This window comes from Actinomycetospora aurantiaca, assembly GCF_037401875.1.
Lineage (GTDB): Bacteria > Actinomycetota > Actinomycetes > Mycobacteriales > Pseudonocardiaceae > Actinomycetospora > Actinomycetospora aurantiaca.
Map to the genome: position 1 here is coordinate 1 of NZ_JBBEGN010000031.1, position 17,525 is coordinate 17,525.

Here is a 17,525-nt window from a genome sequence, read left to right on the forward strand (position 1 = left end):
TCGGTGAACGGCCCGGCGGCCTGTGTGATCTCCGGCGACGAACTGAAGGTCGCCGAGGTCGCGGCCCGGTTCGAGCGGACCAAGAAGCTCTCCGTGTCGCACGCGTTCCACTCGGCGCGGATGGAGCCGATGCTCGACGAGTTCCGCCAGGTCGTGCAGCAGCTGACGTTCCACGAGCCGCAGGTCCCGGTCGTGTCGAACGGGTCGGCCGAGCACATCGGCGACCCGGAGCACTGGGTCTCCCACGTCCGCGACACGGTCCGGTTCGCCGACACCCTCACCACGATGGACGCCGGTGTCGTCCTCGAACTCGGACCCGATGGCACCCTGAGCAGCCTGGCCGAGCACGGGATCCCGGCCCGACCCGACGTCATGAAGGCTCTGGGGCAACTCCATGCGGCGGGCGTGGCGATCGACTGGCCGACGGTCCTGCCCGGGGCGCGGGCCGTGGACCTGCCGACGTACCCGTTCCAGCGCGCGCGCTTCTGGCCGGACCCGGAGCCCAGCGGCACCAGCGCGATGGAGGGGTTGCGCTACGTCGAGTCGTGGGTCCGCATCGCCCCGGCCGGGACGGCGACGGGCGGGCGCTGGTGCGTCGTCGGCGACGTGCCGCCCGAGCTGACGGCGGCCGCGGAGCACGCCGGGGCGGCGCTCGTCGACGACCCGGCCGAGCCGCACGACCTGGTCGTCGTCACCGCGACCGGGGACGACGACACCGACCACCCGGACCACCCCGGCCTGCCCGAGGCGCTGGTCCGGCTCACCCGCACCGTCCAGGGCTCCGACGTGGCGGTCTGGGCGCTGACCCGCTCCGCGGTGTCCACCGCGCCGTCCGACGCGCCGGTGCGCCCGGCCCGCGCCGCGCTGTGGGGGCTCGGGCGGACGGTCGCGCTGGAACGGCCGGGCGCGTGGGGCGGGCTGATCGACCTGCCCGCCCGTCCCGACGCCGCCGTCGCACGTCTCCTGGCCGCCGCACTCGGCGGCGGGGACGAGGACCAGGTCGCGGTGCGGGGGACCGGCCTGCTCGCCCGCCGTCTCACGCCCGCCGCCGCACCCCGCGGCACCGACTGGAGCCCGCGCGGAACCGTCCTCGTCACCGGGGGCACCGGCGCACTCGGCGGTCACGTGGCGCGGTGGCTCGCACGGGGCGGGGCCGAGCACGTCGTCCTGGTGGGCCAGCGCGGGCCGGACGCGCCCGGCGTCGCGGACCTGCTCGACGACGTCCGCGCCGCGGGTGCGCAGGCCGAGGCCCGGGGGTGCGACGTCGCCGACCGGGACGCCCTCGCCGCCCTGCTCGCCGACCTGCCGGGGGAGCTCACGGCGGTCGTCCACGCCGCCGGCGTGGGCACCGACACCCCGCTCGCCGACGCTGACGCCGCCGCCCTCGCGGACGTGCTGCGCGCGAAGACGGCCGGGGCGGGGAACCTCGACGAGCTGCTCGGGGACGCCCCGCTCGACGCCTTCGTGCTGTTCTCCTCCATCGCCGGGACCTGGGGTAGCGACCGACAGATCGGGTACGCGGCCGCCAACGCGTGGCTCGACGGTCTGGCCGCCGCCCGCCGTGCACGCGGGGTCGTCGGCACGTCGCTGGCATGGGGGCCGTGGGCCGACGGCGGGATGGTCGACGCGGAGGTCGAGGAGCACCTGCGTCGTCGGGGACTGGCCACCCTGGTCCCGGACGTCGCCCTCGACGCCCTCACGACCGCGACGGCCGGACCGGCCACCGTCGTCGTCGCTGACGTCGACTGGGACCGCTTCGCGCCCACCCTCGCCGTCGCCCGGCCCACCCGACTGCTGGACGGCATCCCCGCCGCGCGCGCCGCGCTAGCGGGTCCCGCGTCGGACGTCTCGGCGCTGGGCCGCGAGCTCGGCGACCTGTCCTCGGCCCGCCGCCGGGCGCGGCTCGTCGCCGTGGTCCGTGAGACCGCGGCCGCCGTCCTGGGCTTCGCCGGGGCCGACGCGGTCCCCGCCGGACGCGCCTTCCGCGACCTCGGGGTCGACTCGCTGACGGCCGTCGAACTGCGCAGTCGCCTGGGCACCCTGACCGGCCTCGCCCTGCCCGCCACGATCGCCTTCGACCACCCGACCCCGGACGACCTCGCGGCCCACCTCGACGCCGAGCTGGGAGCGCCGTCCGAGACGACCGACCACCTCACCGGCACGTCGGCGATCGTGGACGACGACCCGGTGGTCGTCGTCGGGATGGCCTGCCGCTACGCCGGGGGGATCGCCTCCCCGGAGGACCTCTGGGACCTCGTGCGTAGGGGACGCGACGGCATCGGCCCCTTCCCCGACGACCGCGGCTGGGACCTCGACCACCTCGTCGACCCCGACCCGGACCACCCCGGCACCTCCACCTCCGGGGAGGGCGGCTTCCTGACGGGGGCCGCGCTCTTCGACGCGGACCTGTTCGGGATCAGCCCGCGCGAGGCCGTGGCCACCGACCCCCAGCAGCGCCAGTTGCTGGAGACCACCTGGGAGGCGTTCGAGCGCGCCGGCATCGACCCGACGTCGCTGCGCGGGTCCCGGAGCGGCGTGTTCGTCGGCTCCAACGGCCAGGACTACGTCTCGCTCCTGACGGGGGCCGAGGAACAGCTCGAGGGACACATCGGCACCGGGGTGTCGGCCAGCGTCGTGTCGGGCCGGCTGGCGTACGCGTTCGGGCTCGAGGGGCCCGCGATCAGCGTCGACACGGCCTGCTCGTCGTCGCTGGTCGCCCTGCACCTGGCCGCGCGGTCGCTGCGGGCGGGGGAGTGCTCGCTGGCGGTCGTCGGCGGGGTGACCGTGATGGCCACCCCCGGCACCTTCCTCGAGTTCTCACGGCAACGTGGGCTGGCCTCCGACGGGCGGTGCAAGGCGTTCGGGGCCGGCGCGGACGGGACCGGCTGGGGCGAGGGTGTCGGCGTGCTGCTCGTCGAGCGGCTCTCGGACGCCGAGGCCGCCGGGCACCGGGTGCTCGCGGTGGTCCGGGGCTCGGCGGTGAACTCCGACGGCGCCTCCAACGGCCTGACGGCGCCGAACGGGCCCGCCCAGCAGCGGGTGATCCGCGACGCCCTGGCCGCCGGCGGCCTCTCCCCGGCCGACGTCGACGCGGTGGAGGCCCACGGCACGGGGACCCGTCTCGGCGACCCGATCGAGGCGCAGGCCCTGCTCGCCACGTACGGGGCGGTCGAGCGGACCGAACCGCTGTGGCTCGGCTCGCTCAAGTCGAACATCGGCCACACCCAGGCCGCCGCGGGGGTCGGCGGCCTCATCAAGATGATCATGGCGATGCGGCACGGGGAACTGCCCGCGACCCTGCACGCCGAGGAGCCGTCGCCGCACGTGGACTGGTCGGCGGGGGCGGTGTCGTTGCTGACCTCGGCGCGGGCGTGGCCGGAGGTGGACCGTCCCCGCCGCGCCGGCGTGTCGTCGTTCGGCATGAGCGGGACGAACGCGCACGTGGTGGTGGAGGCGCCGGCGGCTGATGTCAGCAGTGCGGCCATGCTGACACTGGACGGCACAAACGCGGGTGGTACGCCGGTGCCGTGGGTGCTCTCGGGGCGCACGCCGGAGGCGGTGTCGGCGCAGGTGGCGGCGCTGGCGAGCTGGCCGGTGGAGTCGGCGGCCGATGTGGCGTACTCGCTGGCGACGGGGCGGGCGCGGCTGGAGTACGTCGCGGTGGTCACCGGGTCGTCGGTCGAGGAGCTGCAGACGGCACTGGCGACGGTATCGCCGGTGCGAGCGGGCTCGGGCGAGCTCGGGGTCGTGTTCACCGGGCAGGGCTCGCAGCACCCGGGCATGGGTCGCGAGCTCTACGACACCTACGAGGTGTTCCGGACGGCGTTCGACGCGGTCTGCGAGCGGTTCCCGCAGCCGGTGCGGGACATCGTGTTCGGCGAGGACGCGGAGCTGCTCGCGCAGACGCAGCATGCCCAGGCCGGGTTGTTCGCGCTGGAGGTGGCGCTGTTCCGGCTGTTCGAGTCGTGGGGTGTCACGTCCGCGGTGTTGGGTGGGCATTCGATCGGGGAGATCAGTGCGCTGCACTGCGCCGGGGTGCTGGATCTCGACGACGCGTGCCGGTTGGTGGAGGCCCGCGGTCGGTTGATGGGCGGGCTCCCGTCCGGTGGGTCGATGGTCGCGGTGGTCGCGTCGGAGGAGGACGTGCGGGCCGCCCTGGTCGAAGGGGTCGACCTGGCGGCGGTGAATGGCCCCCAAGCGTGCGTGATCTCCGGTGACGAGGATGCGGTCGCCGAGGTCGCGGCCCGCTTCGAGCGGACGAAGAAGCTCCAGGTGAGCCACGCGTTCCACTCGGCGCGGATGGAGCCGATGCTCGACCGGTTCCGCGCCACCGTGCAGGAGCTGACCTTCCACGAGCCGACCATCCCGGTCGTCTCCAACGGGTCCACCGAGCAGATCACCGACCCGGAGCACTGGATCTCCCACGTGCGGGACACGGTCCGGTTCGCCGACACCCTGCAGACCATGGACGCGGGCGTGGTCCTCGAACTCGGTCCCGACGCGACGCTGTCCGCGCTGGCCGAGCACGGGATCCCGGCCCGGCCCGACGTCATGAAGGCCCTGGGACAGCTCCACGCGGCGGGCGTCGAGGTCGACTGGCACGCGGTCCTCCCCGACGCTCGCGCCACCGACCTGCCCACCTACGCCTTCCAGCAGCGTCGGTTCTGGCCCACCCCGTCGCGGACCCCGGGCGACGTCGCCGCCGCGGGTCTCGACGCGACGGGGCACCCGCTGCTCGGCGCGATGACGACCCTCTCCGAGGGCGGGATCACGCTGCTCACCGGGCGGCTGGGCACGTCCGGGCAGCCGTGGCTGGCCGACCACGTCGTGCACGGCCGCACGGTCGTGCCGGGAACCGCCGTCCTGGAACTCGTCACCGAGGCGGGCCGGCAGGTCGGGACCCCGACCGTCGACGACCTCACCCTCACCGCCCCGCTCGTCCTCGAGCGCGAGGTCGCCGTGCAGGTCGTCCTCGGTGCACCCGACGACACCGGCCGTCGCACCGTCTCCGTGCACGCCGCGACCGACGGCGGCTGGCTCCGGCACGCCGAGGGTCTCCTCGCCCCGACCGCAGGCGCACCCGCCGTCGACATCGCGTGGCCACCACCAGGGGCCTCCGAGCTCGCCGTCGACGGTCTGTACGACGACCTCGCGGCGAGCGGCCTCGCCTACGGCCCCGCCTTCCGCGGTCTGACTGCCGCCTGGCGTCGAGACGGCGAGATCTTCGCGGAGGTCGGCCTGCCCGAGGGCACCGCCGACCCGGCCCTCGGCCTGCACCCCGCGCTGCTCGACGCCGCCCTGCACGCCACCGCGCTGACCGGCGCCGACGACACGGCGCGCGTGCCGTTCGCCTGGCAGGGCGTCACCGTGCACGCCACCGGTGCCTCCGCGCTGCGGGTCCGTCTGCGGCCCGCCGGCGAGACCGTCGCGCTCACGGCCATCGACGCCGCGGGGACCCCGGTCCTGACCGTCGACGCCCTCACCCTGCGCGCCCCCGTAGCGGCGACCGCCGTCCTCCGGCCGCTGCGCCTCGTCCACCGGCCCCGACCCCTTCCCGACGACGGGTCGGTGCCGGGGGCGGTGCACGTCGTCGCCCCCGGCGCCGACGCCCACACCGCGCTCGCGGCCGTGCTCCCCGTCGTCCAGCACCACCTCGACGGGGACGAGGGCACCCTCGTCGTCGTCACCCGGAACGCCGTCGACCCCCGGCCCGGCCACCCGGTCGACCTCGGGGCCGCCGCGGTCTGGGGCCTCGTGCGCTCGACGCAGTCCGAGGCGCCGGGTCGGGTCGTGCTCGTCGACACCGACGACGACACCTCCGACCTGCTCGCACGCGCCGTCGCGACCGGCGAGCCGCAGGTCGTGCTCCGGGAGGGCCGGGCGAGCGTGCCCCGCCTCGCCGACCCCGCCGACCCCGCCGACCCCGACGAGCTCGTCGCGCCGGACTCTGCCGCCTGGCGGCTCACGGCCGGCGACGGGGGCACCCTCGACGACCTCGCGCTGGTGCCCACCGACGACGCCGACCGTCCGCTCGCGGGCGGCGAGGTCCGGATCGCGGTGCGCGCCTCGGGCATCAACTTCCGCGACGCCCTGCTCGCCATCGGCATGTACCCCGACGCCGGGGACGCCCTGCTCGGTGGGGAGATCGCGGGCGTCGTGGCCGGTGTCGGCGCGGACGTCGACGACCTGGCCGTCGGCGACCGCGTGTACGGCCTCGCGACCGGCACGTTCGGCCCCGTCGTCGTGACCGACCGGCGCACGGTCGCGCCGTTGCCCACCGGGCGGACCTTCGCGGAGGCTGCCGCCGTCCCGCTCGCGACCCTCACCGCCTACTACGCCCTGGTCGATCTCGCCGACGTGCAGCCGGGGCAGACGGTGCTGGTGCACGCGGCGACGGGCGGGGTCGGGACGGCGGCCGTGGCCGTGGCCCGGCACCTCGGCGCGCGGGTGCTGGCGACGGCGTCACCGGCGAAGTGGCCGGTGCTGCGCGAGATGGGGTTCGCCGGGGACGAGATCGCGTCCTCGCGCGACGCGTCCTTCGAGGCGATGGTGCGGACGGCGACGGGCGGGGCCGGGGTCGACGTGGTCCTCGACGCGCTGGCCGGCGACCTCGTCGACGCCGGGCTGCGCTGCCTGCGCCCCGGCGGCGTGTTCCTGGAGATGGGCAAGACCGACGTCCGCGACCCCGCGACCGTCGACGGGGCCACGTACCGCGCGTTCGACCTCGTCGAGGCGGGTCACGACCGCATCGCGACGATGCTCGGCGCCCTGCGCGGGCTCGACCTCGCGCCGCCGCCGCTCACGGCCTGGGACGTGCGGCAGGCTCGCGAGGCCTTCCGGTTCGTGTCCCAGGCCCGGCACGTGGGCAAGGTGGTGCTGACCGTTCCGCATCGCGTTCCCGACGACGGGGCGGTGCTGGTCGCGGGCGGGACCGGTGCGCTGGGTGGGCTCGCCGCACGGCGGCTGGTGGAGCGGCACGGTGTGCGCGACCTGGTCCTGCTGGGCCGGTCGGGGCGTGCCGACGAGTCGGTCGTGGCGGACCTGCGTGCCGCGGGTGCGGTCGTCGAGGTCCGGGCCTGCGACGTCACGGACCGTGTGGCGGTGGCCGGTCTGGTCGCCGACGTGGGGCGTCCGGTGGTGGGGGTGGTGCACGCCGCCGGTGTGTTGGACGACGGGGTGGTCGGGTCGCTGACCCCGGAGCGGGTCGACGCGGTGGTGGCGGCGAAGCTGGATGCGGTGGCGGCGTTGGAGGCCGCGACCGCCGACGCCGACCTCGCGTTCTTCCTCGCCTACTCGAGCGCGTCCGGCGTCATGGGCGCGGCCGGGCAGGGGGCCTACGCCGCCGCGAACGTCGCGCTCGACGCGTGGGCGCTCGACCGCCGCCGCCGGGGCCTGCCCGGCACCTCCGCGGCCTGGGGGTTGTGGGACGTCGACGGCGGGATGACCGGTCACCTCACCGGCGCCGACCACGCCCGGATGGCCCGCGGCGGGATCCTTCCCATCACCGCGGCCACCGGTGCGGACCTCCTCGACGCCGTCCTCGAGGGCGCCGACCCGGTCCCCGTCCCGCTCCGGATCGACCGCGCCGCCCTGCGCGACGCCGACCCCACCGCGGTCCCAGCCGTGCTGCGTGACCACGTCCGTCCCGCCACCCGGCGGGTCGACGGCGGGACCGCGGCAGCCGGCGGGCTCGCCGCACGCCTCGCGGCCACCGCACCGACCGAGCGGGACGCCCTCCTGCTCGCCGAGGTCACCGCGCACGTCGCGGGCGTCCTCGGGCTCGAGGCATCCGGCGTCGACCCCGACCGCGCGTTCCGCGACCTCGGCGTCGACTCCCTGACCGCGGTCGAGCTGCGCAACCGTCTCGGCGCCGCGACCGACCTGCGCCTGCCCGCGACCGTCGTGTTCGACCACCCGAGCCTGCGGGCGCTGGCGCGCGAGGTCGGGACCCGGCTGGGCGTCGACGAGGCGGCGGTCCCGGCCGCGCCCGCCGTCGTGAACGCGCCCGTGGTGTCCGACGACGACCCCGTCGTCATCGTCTCGGCGGCCTGCCGGCTCCCCGGCGGGATCGGCTCGCCGGAGGACCTGTGGCGGCTGGTCGCCGCGGGCGGCGACGGGATCGGCGGCTTCCCCGACGACCGCGGCTGGCCGCTCGAGGCGCTCTACGACCCCGACCCCGACCACGAGGGCACCAGCTACACCCGCGAGGGCGGCTTCGTCGACGACGCCGCCGGGTTCGACGCGGCGTTCTTCGGCATCTCCCCACGGGAGGCGCTCGCGATGGACCCGCAGCAGCGGTTGCTGCTCGAGGTCGCGTGGGAGGCCTTCGAACGCGCCGGCATCGTCCCGGGCACCATGGCGGGGCAGCCGGCCGGCGTCTTCGTGGGCGCCTCCTCCCAGCACTACGGCGGCGACGGCGGCGCGACCCCCGGCGCCGAGGGCCACCTGCTGACCGGCAACGCGACGAGCGTCGTCTCCGGTCGCCTGGCCTACGTGTTCGGGCTGGAGGGACCGGCCGTCACGGTCGACACGGCCTGCTCGTCCTCGCTGGTGGCGATGCACCTGGCCGCCGCCGCCCTGCGCCGGGGCGAGTGCTCGCTCGCGTTCGCCGGCGGCAGCACGATCATGGCGACGCCCGGCATGTTCCTCGAGTTCTCCCGCCAGCGCGGCCTCGCGCCCGACGGGCGGTGCAAGCCGTTCGCGGCGGCGGCCGACGGCACGGGCTGGGCCGAGGGCGTCGGGCTCGTCCTGCTCGAGCGGCTGAGCGACGCGGTGGCCGCCGGGCACCCGGTCCTGGCGGTCCTCCGGGGTTCCGCGGTGAACCAGGACGGGGCGTCGAACGGGCTGACGGCGCCGAACGGTCCGTCGCAGCAGCGGGTGATCCGGGCGGCGTTGGCGGCGGGCGGGTTGTCCCCGGCAGACGTGGACGTGGTGGAGGCCCACGGGACCGGGACCTCGTTGGGGGATCCGATCGAGGCCGGGGCGTTGCTGGCGACCTACGGGTCGGCTGCGGACCGGGTGGAGCCGTTGCTGCTGGGGTCGGTGAAGTCGAACATCGGGCACACCCAGGCCGCGGCGGGCGTCGCCGGCGTGATCAAGGTCGTCGAGTCGATGCGCCGAGGCCGCCTCGCGCCCACGCTCCACGTCGACGCCCCCTCACCGCAGGTGGAGTGGGCCGACGGCGCGGTCTCGCTGCTCACGGAGGCCCGGCCCTGGCCGGAGGTCGATCGCCCGGTGCGTGCAGGCGTGTCGTCGTTCGGGGTGTCGGGGACAAACGCCCACGTGGTGCTGGAGGCGCCACCGGGTGTCCCTGTCAGCAGTGCGGCCTTGCTGACACTGGACGGCACAGAAGTCGGTGGTACGCCGGTGCCGTGGGTGCTGTCGGGGCGTGGCGAGGCCGCGGTGCGTGACGGTGCGCGACGCCTCGCCGCGGCGCTGCGTGGCGACGGTGCCCCCGCCGTCGACGACGTCGCCTACACGCTCGCCGTGCACCGCACCCGCTTCCCCAGGGCGGCGGTCGTCGCGGGCGACCATGGTCAGCTGCTCGACGGGCTCGACGCGCTCGCGGCCGGGCGTGGCGCTCTCGAGCCGGCACGGTCGGGACGGCTCGGCGTGGTGTTCACCGGGCAGGGCTCGCAGCAGCCGGGGATGGGCCGCGACCTGTACGACACCTACGAGGTGTTCCGGACGGCGTTCGACGCGGTCTGTGAACGTTTCCCGCAGCCGGTGCGGGACATCGTGTTCGGCGAGGACGCGGAGCTGCTCGCGCAGACACAACATGCCCAGGCGGGGTTGTTCGCACTCGAGGTGGCGCTGTTCCGGCTATTCGAGTCCTGGGGTGTCACTCCGAGCGTGCTCGGCGGGCACAGCATCGGCGAGATCAGCGCCCTGCACTGCGCCGGAGTGCTGAATCTGGATGACGCTTGCGCGCTGGTGGAGGCGCGCGGCCGGTTGATGGGCGAACTCCCGGCCGGTGGCTCCATGGTCGCAGTGGCGGCGTCCGAGGACGAGGTCCGAGAGCACCTCACCGAGGGCGTGGACCTGGCCGCGGTGAACGGCCCGCAGGCGTGTGTGATCTCCGGTGACGAGGACGCGGTGCAGCAGGTCGCGGCCCACTTCGAGCGCACCAAGCAGCTCACGGTGAGCCACGCGTTCCACTCGGCGCGCATGGAGCCGATGCTCGACCAGTTCCGCGAGGTCGTGGCGGGACTGACCTTCCACGAGCCGACCATTCCGGTGGTGTCGAACGGGTCGACCGACGCGATCACCGACCCGGAGCACTGGGTCTCCCACGTCCGCGACACCGTCCGGTTCGCGGACACCCTGCAGACCATGGACGCGGGCGTCGTCCTGGAACTGGGGCCCGGCGGGACGCTGAGCAGCCTGGCCGAGCACGGGATCCCGGCCCAGCCCGACGTCATGAAGGCGCTCGGACAGCTTCACGCCGCGGGCGTCGACGTCGACTGGCGACAGGCGCTGCCCGGGGCGACCCGGGTCGACCTGCCGACCTACGCCTTCCAGCACGAGCGGTTCTGGCTCACGCCCGGAGCGCCCGCCGACCCCGGGGCACTCGGCCTCGCGGCCGGCGAGCACCCCCTGCTGGGAGCAGCGATCGACCAGCCCGACGGCAGCCGGGTGTTCACCGGCCGCCTGACCCCGTCGCATCCCGGCTGGGCCGCGGAGCACGTCGTCGGGGGCCGGGTCCTGCTGCCCGGGACGGCACTGCTCGACCTCGCCCTCCACGCCGCCGGGTCCGGCCGGCTGGCGGAGCTCGTCCTCGAGGCGCCGCTGGTCGTCGACGGGCCGACGGTGCTGCGGGTCGTCGTCGGGGCCGACCACTCCGTCGCCGTGCACGCGCGTCCCGACCGGCCCGACGCCCCGTGGACCCGGCACGCCACCGGACGACTCGAGACCGCCGATGCGACCACGCCCGCCGTCCCGGTCTGGCCGCCGGCCTCCGCGCAGCCGGTGGGCGACGCCGAGCTCGACGGCCTCGCGGCCCGCCAGCTCGACGCCGGGCTCGACTACGGACCGGCGTTCGCCGGGCTCACCGCCGCCCACCGCGACGGCGACGCCCTGCTCGCGGAGGTCGAGCTGCCCGCCCACGCCGGGAGCGCCGAGGGGCACGCCGTGCACCCGGCCCTGCTCGACGCCGCCCTGCACGTCCTGGCGCTCGCCGACGCCGGGTCGGGTGCCGGTCCGGGCGTCCCGTTCTCCTTCAACGGCGTCACCGTGCACCGGGCCGGTGCCACGACGCTGCGGGCCCGGCTGCGGGTGGGCGCGGACGGCACGGTCGCGATCACCGCGACCGACGCCGACGGCGTCCCGGTGCTGACCGTCGACGAGCTCGCCCTGCGCCCGCTCGCGGTGCCCGGCGACCCCGACCTGCTCCACACCGTGGTCTGGGAGCCCGCCGGCACGGCCGACGAGGCCGTCGAGGTCGAGACGGTGGGGCCGGTCGCCGACGCGGCGACGCTCCTGCCGGTGCTGCAGGCCCACCTCGCCGCGGAGCGCGGCCCGCTGCTCGTCCTCACCCGCGGCGCGGTGTCGACCGGGCCCGACGAGCCCGTCCTCGACCCGGGGGCCGCCGCGGTGCACGGCCTCGTCGCCGCCGCGGCGACCGAGCACCCCGGGCTCGTCGCGGTCCTCGACCTGGACCCGACGACCGAGCAGGCCCCACCTGCCGTCGGGAACGCGCTGGCGATCGGCGAGACCCGGCTCGCGCTGCGCGACGGGACGCTGCTCGCCCCGCGGCTCGTGCGCGAGCGCGGACCCGCGTCCCAGGGCACGGACCTCGACGGACCCGTGCTGATCACCGGCGGCACCGGCGGGCTCGGGGCCCTCGTCGCGCGCCACCTCGCGGCACGCGGTGCCCGGGACCTGGTGCTGGTCTCCCGACGTGGGCCGGACGCCCCCGGCGCCGCCGCCCTGCGCGACGAGCTCGGCGCGACCGTCGTCGCGGCCGACGTCGCCGACCGCGACGCCGTGGCAGCCCTGCTCGCGCAGCACGCGCCGCGCACGGTGGTTCACGCCGCGGGGGTCCTCGACGACGGCGTCGTCGCCTCCGCGGACCCGGACCGTCTCGGGCGGGTCCTGCGGGCCAAGGCCGACGCCGCCCGGCTCCTCGACGAGCTCACCCGCGACGGCGAGGTCTCCCTCGTCCTCTTCTCCTCCGTCGCCGCGACCCTCGGCGCCGCCGGCCAGGGCATGTACGCGGCCGCCAACGCCGTCCTCGACGCCGTCGCCGCCGACCGCCGTGCGGCCGGCCACGCCGGGACCTCGATCGCCTGGGGCCTGTGGGACACCGCCGAGGGCATGGGCGGGGGTCTCGACGACGAGTCCCGGGCGCGGCTGGACCGCGCCGGCACCCCGCCGCTGGAGCCGGCGGCCGGACTCGCCGTCCTCGACCGGGTGCTCGCCGCGCCCGGGACCCTCCCGCCGCTGGTCGCGGCCCTGCGCCTCGACCTGGCTGCGGTGCGCGCCGTGGCCGGGGAGTCGGTGCCGCCGGTGCTGCGGTCCCTCGTGCGGCCGGTCCGACCGGCCCGCCGGGCGGGACCGACGGGAGGAGCGGACGCGGGCGCCGTCGTCGGGATGGTCCGCGAGCTCGTCGCGGCGGTGCTGGGCCACGCCGACGCCTCGGGCGTCGACCCGGAGATCCCGTTCACCGACCTCGGCATCGACTCGCTGACCGCGGTCGACCTGCGCAACCGCCTCGGCGCCGCCACCGATCACCGGTGGGCGGCCACGGTCGTCTTCGACCACCCGACGGTGACCGCGCTCGCCGAGCACGTCCGCGCCACGCTGTCCGACGAGGGATCCGACGAGCCCGTCGTTCCCTCGCGGCGGGTCGCGGTCGACGAGCCCATCGCCATCGTCGGGACCGCGTGCCGCTACCCGGGCGGGATCACCTCGCCGGACGAGTTGTGGGACCTCGTCGCCCGTGGTGGCGACGGGATCACCGGGTTCCCGACCGACCGCGGCTGGGACGTCGAGCGGCTCTACCACCCCGACCCCGACCACCGCGGCACGACCTACTCCCGCGAGGGCGGCTTCCTGCACACCGCCGGGGACTTCGACGCCGCGTTCTTCGGCATCTCCCCGCGCGAGGCCCTGGCGACCGACCCGCAGCAGCGGCTGCTGCTGGAGACGTCGTGGGAGGCGATCGAGCGGGCGGGGATCGACCCGCGCTCGGTGCGCGGCTCGCGGACCGGGGTCTTCGCCGGCGTGATGTACCACGACTACGCCGCCGGCGTGAGCGAGGTGCCGGACGACGTCGAGGGCTACCTCGGGCTCGGGACGGCGGGGTCGGTGCTGTCCGGGCGGGTGGCCTACGCGCTGGGTCTGGAGGGGCCGGCGGTCACGGTGGACACGGCGTGCTCGTCGTCGCTGGTCGCGCTGCACTGGGCGGTGCAGGCGCTGCAACGCGGGGAGTGCGACCTGGCGCTGGCCGGCGGCGTCACGGTGATGGCGACCCCCGGGACCTTCGTCGAGTTCTCCCGTCAGCGCGGCCTGGCTCCCGACGGGCGGTGCAAGTCCTACGCCGAGGGTGCCGACGGCACCGGCTGGTCGGAGGGCGTGGGGATGCTGCTGGTCGAGCGCCTGTCCGACGCCCGGGCGGCGGGGCACCGGGTGCTCGCGGTGGTGCGTGGGTCGGCGGTGAACCAGGACGGCGCGTCGAACGGCCTGACCGCGCCGAACGGCCCGGCGCAGCAGCGGGTGATCCGCGAGGCGCTCGCGGCGGGCGGGTTGTCGGCCTCGGACGTCGACGCCGTCGAGGGCCACGGGACAGGGACGTCGTTGGGCGACCCGATCGAGGCCGGCGCGCTGCTCGCGACCTACGGTGCGGCGTCCGCTCGCGTGGAGCCGCTGTTCCTGGGGTCGATCAAGTCGAACCTCGGTCACACGCAGGCGGCCGCCGGTGTGGCGGGCGTGATCAAGATGGTCGAGTCGATGCGCCACGGGACGCTCCCGGCGTCGCTGCACGCGGGCGAGCCGTCGTCGCGGATCGAGTGGTCGGCCGGGGCGGTCGCGTTGCTCGCGGAGTCGCGTCCGTGGCCTGTCGTCGGTGATCGTCCGCGGCGGGCGGGGGTGTCGTCGTTCGGGATCAGCGGGACGAACGCGCATGTGGTGCTGGAGGCGCCGGGTGTTGATGTCAGCGGTGGCACACGGCTGACGTCCAGTGTCAGTGGCGGGACACGGTCGGTGCCGGACGTGGGGGAGCCGGATGTCAGTGGTGGCACACGGCTGACGTCCAGTGTCAGTGGCGGGACACGGTCGGTGCCGTGGGTGCTCTCGGGGCGCACGCCGGAGGCGGTGACCGCGCAGGCGGCGGCGTTGAGCACCTGGCCGGTGGAGTCGGTGGCGGATGTGGCGTGGTCGTTGGTGACGACGCGGTCGCGGTTCGAGTGGTCGGCGGTGGTGATCGGTTCTTCGGGTGCGGAGCTCGGCGCGGGGTTGCGGTCGGTGTCGGCGGTGCGGTCGGGGGGTGGGGCTCTAGGGGTGGTGTTCACCGGTCAGGGGTCGCAGCGCCTCGGGATGGGTGCTGGATTGCATGCCGTGTATCCGGTGTTCGCGGGGGCGTTCGATGCGGTGTGTGACCGCGTCGGGGTGCCGGTGCGCGACATCGTGTTCGGTGACGACGCGGAGCTGCTGGCGCGGACCGAGCACGCGCAGCCGGCGTTGTTCGCCCTCGAGGTGGCGCTGTTCCGGTTGTTCGAGTCCTGGGGTGTGACCCCGAGCGTGCTCGGTGGGCACAGCATCGGCGAGATCTCCGCGCTGCATTGCGCCGGGGTGCTGGATCTGGATGACGCGTGCCGGCTGGTGGAGGCCCGGGGCCGGTTGATGGGCGAGCTTCCCGACGGCGGGTCGATGGTCGCGGTCGTGGCGTCGGAGGACGAGGTCCGCGAACATCTCACCGAGGGCGTTGACCTGGCCGCGGTGAACGGCCCCCGAGCATGCGTGGTCTCCGGTGATGAGGTCGCGGTCGCCGCGGTCGCGAGCCACTTCGAGCGCACGAAGCAGCTCCAGGTGTCGCACGCGTTCCACTCGGCGCGCATGGAGCCGATGCTCGACCAGTTCCGCGAGGTCGTGGCGGGTCTGACGTTCCACGCGCCGACGATCCCGGTGGTGTCGAACGGGTCGACCGACGCGATCACCGACCCGGAGCACTGGGTGTCCCACGTCCGGGACACCGTCCGGTTCGCCGACACCCTGCAGACCATGGACGCCGGGGTCGTCCTCGAACTCGGGCCCGACGCCACGCTCAGCGCGCTGGCCGAGCACGGGATCCCGGCCCAGCCCGACGTCATGAAGGCGCTGGGACAGCTCCACGCCGCGGGCGTCGACGTGAGCTGGGAGCGGGTCCTGCCCGAGGCCCAGCAGGTCGACCTGCCCACCTACCCCTGGCAGCACCGCCGCTACTGGCTCGACGCCGCGCCGCTCGGTGCGGCCGCGGGTCCGTCGGTCGAGGACCGGGCGTTCTGGGACGCGGTGGAGCGCGAGGACCTCGAGGAGCTGACCGCCACCCTGCGCCCGCAGAACGGCGCCCGCGAGGCCCTCGACGAGGTGCTCCCGCTGCTGTCGACCTGGCGCCGCGCGCAGAAGCAGCGCACGGCCGACGACCACCTGCGCTACCGCGAGCGGTGGGTCCCGGTCGGTGCACCGGCGGCCTCGCTCGGCGGCACCTGGCGCCTCGCGACCGACGACACCACCGACGCGACCCTGATCGCCCGGGTCCGGGACGCGCTCGTCTGCGGCGGAGCGACCGTCGTCGACGACGACACCGCCGAGCACGTCGTCTCCCTGCTCGGCGCGGACACGCGCCCGCACCCCGAGCACCCGGATCTGCCGCGTGGTCTTGCCGCCACGCTCGACCTGTCCCGGGGGCCGGAGCGGGTGCACGCCGTCACGGTGGGCGCCGTCGTCGCGTCCTCGACCGACACCGCCGACCCGCTCCAGGCCGCGGTCTGGGGCCTGGGCCGCACCGTCGCCCTGGACCGCCCGGACACGTGGGGCGGGCTGATCGACCTCGCCGCCGACCCCGTCCCCGACGAACCCGCCCGGCTCGCGGCTGCGCTCGCGGGCTCCGAGGATCAGGTCGCGCTCCGGGTCGGGGGGCTCCTCGCCCGCCGGCTCGTCGCCGCCCCGACCACGCCGGGCCCGGAGTGGTCCCCGCGGGGCACCGTGCTGATCACCGGCGGCACCGGGGCGCTCGGCGCCCACGTCGCCCGGGACCTCGCCCGGCGGGGTGCCGAGCACCTCGTGCTGACCGGTCGTCGCGGTGCGGACGCTCCGGGGGCCGGCGAGCTCGCCGACGAGCTCCGTGCCCTCGGCGCCGAGGTGACCCTCGCGGCCTGCGACGTGGGCGTCCCCGGCGCCCTCGACGCGCTGCTCGAGGGCCTGCCCGCCCGCCCGACCGCCGTCGTGCACGCCGCCGGGGTCTCCGACACCCGACCGCTCGACGACACCACGGCCGCGGACCTGGCGGACGGGTTGCACGCCAAGCTCACCGGCGCCCTCGCCCTCGACCGGGCGTTCGCCGGTCAGACCCTCGACGCCTTCGTGCTCTTCGCCTCGGTCGCCGGGACCTGGGGGAGCGGTGGCCAGGCCGCCTACGCCGCGGCCAACGCCGGCCTCGACGCGATCGCCCGGGCCCGCCGCGCCCGCGGCGAGAGCGCCACCTCGATCGCCTGGGGTCCCTGGGCGGACGGGGGCATGGTCACCGACGACGCCGAGGACGCGCTGCGTCGCATCGGGCTGACCGCGCTGCCGCCGACGCAGGCCCTCGCCGCGATGCACGCCGCACTCGCGGCGGGAGACGTCGTGGTGACGATCGCCGACGTCGACCTCGCCCGGTTCAGCGCCGGCTTCACCGTCCGCCGACCGAGCACCCTGTTCGACGAGCTCACACCCGCCGACGGGCCCGTGGCCGAGGTCCCCGCGGACGGCACCCCGGCCCTCGTCGCCACCCTGGCCGCCGCGGGGCCGGAGGACCGCGGGGACGTGCTGCTCGACGCCGTCTCCCGGCTCGTCGGGGACATCCTCGGTCTCGGCGACGAGGTGGACCCGGACCGCGCGTTCCGCGACGTCGGGTTCGACTCGCTGACCGCGGTCGAGCTGCGCAACCGCCTCGTCCGCGACACCGGCCTCGAGCTCCCGACGACGCTCGTCTTCGACCACCCGACGCCGCGGGCGATCGCCGACCTGCTCGGCGGCGAGCTCGTCCCGGCGGGCGAGGAGACGGGCGAGAAGGACCCGGAGGCCCTGCTCGCGGGTCTCGAGGCGTCCCTCGCCGCGTCCGACCCCGACGCGCCGGGCCGCGTCGCCGTCCTCGACCGGATGCAGGAACTCCTCGACACGTGGCGCTCCGAGCGGCCCGCCGCCGCGGAGGCCGCGGCCGGGGGTCTCGCCGACGCCGACGACGACGAGCTGCTCGACCTGCTGGGGGAGAGGTACGGCACGTCGTGATCCCCGACCCGGACACGGAGGACCGCCATGGCCGGTGACGAGCCGTCCGCTGCCGGACG

The 17,525-nt window shown here is 76.0% G+C and carries 1 protein-coding gene; it reads left to right on the forward strand.

What is annotated here, in order from left to right; genetic code table 11:
- Window positions 1-24: 24 nt before the first annotated feature.
- Window positions 25-17,466 (forward strand): type I polyketide synthase, encoded by a 17,442-nt coding sequence (locus WCD74_RS29375; RefSeq protein ID WP_337698483.1) that lies wholly within the window; start codon window positions 25-27, stop codon window positions 17,464-17,466.
- The last annotated feature ends 59 nt before the right edge of the window (window positions 17,467-17,525 follow it).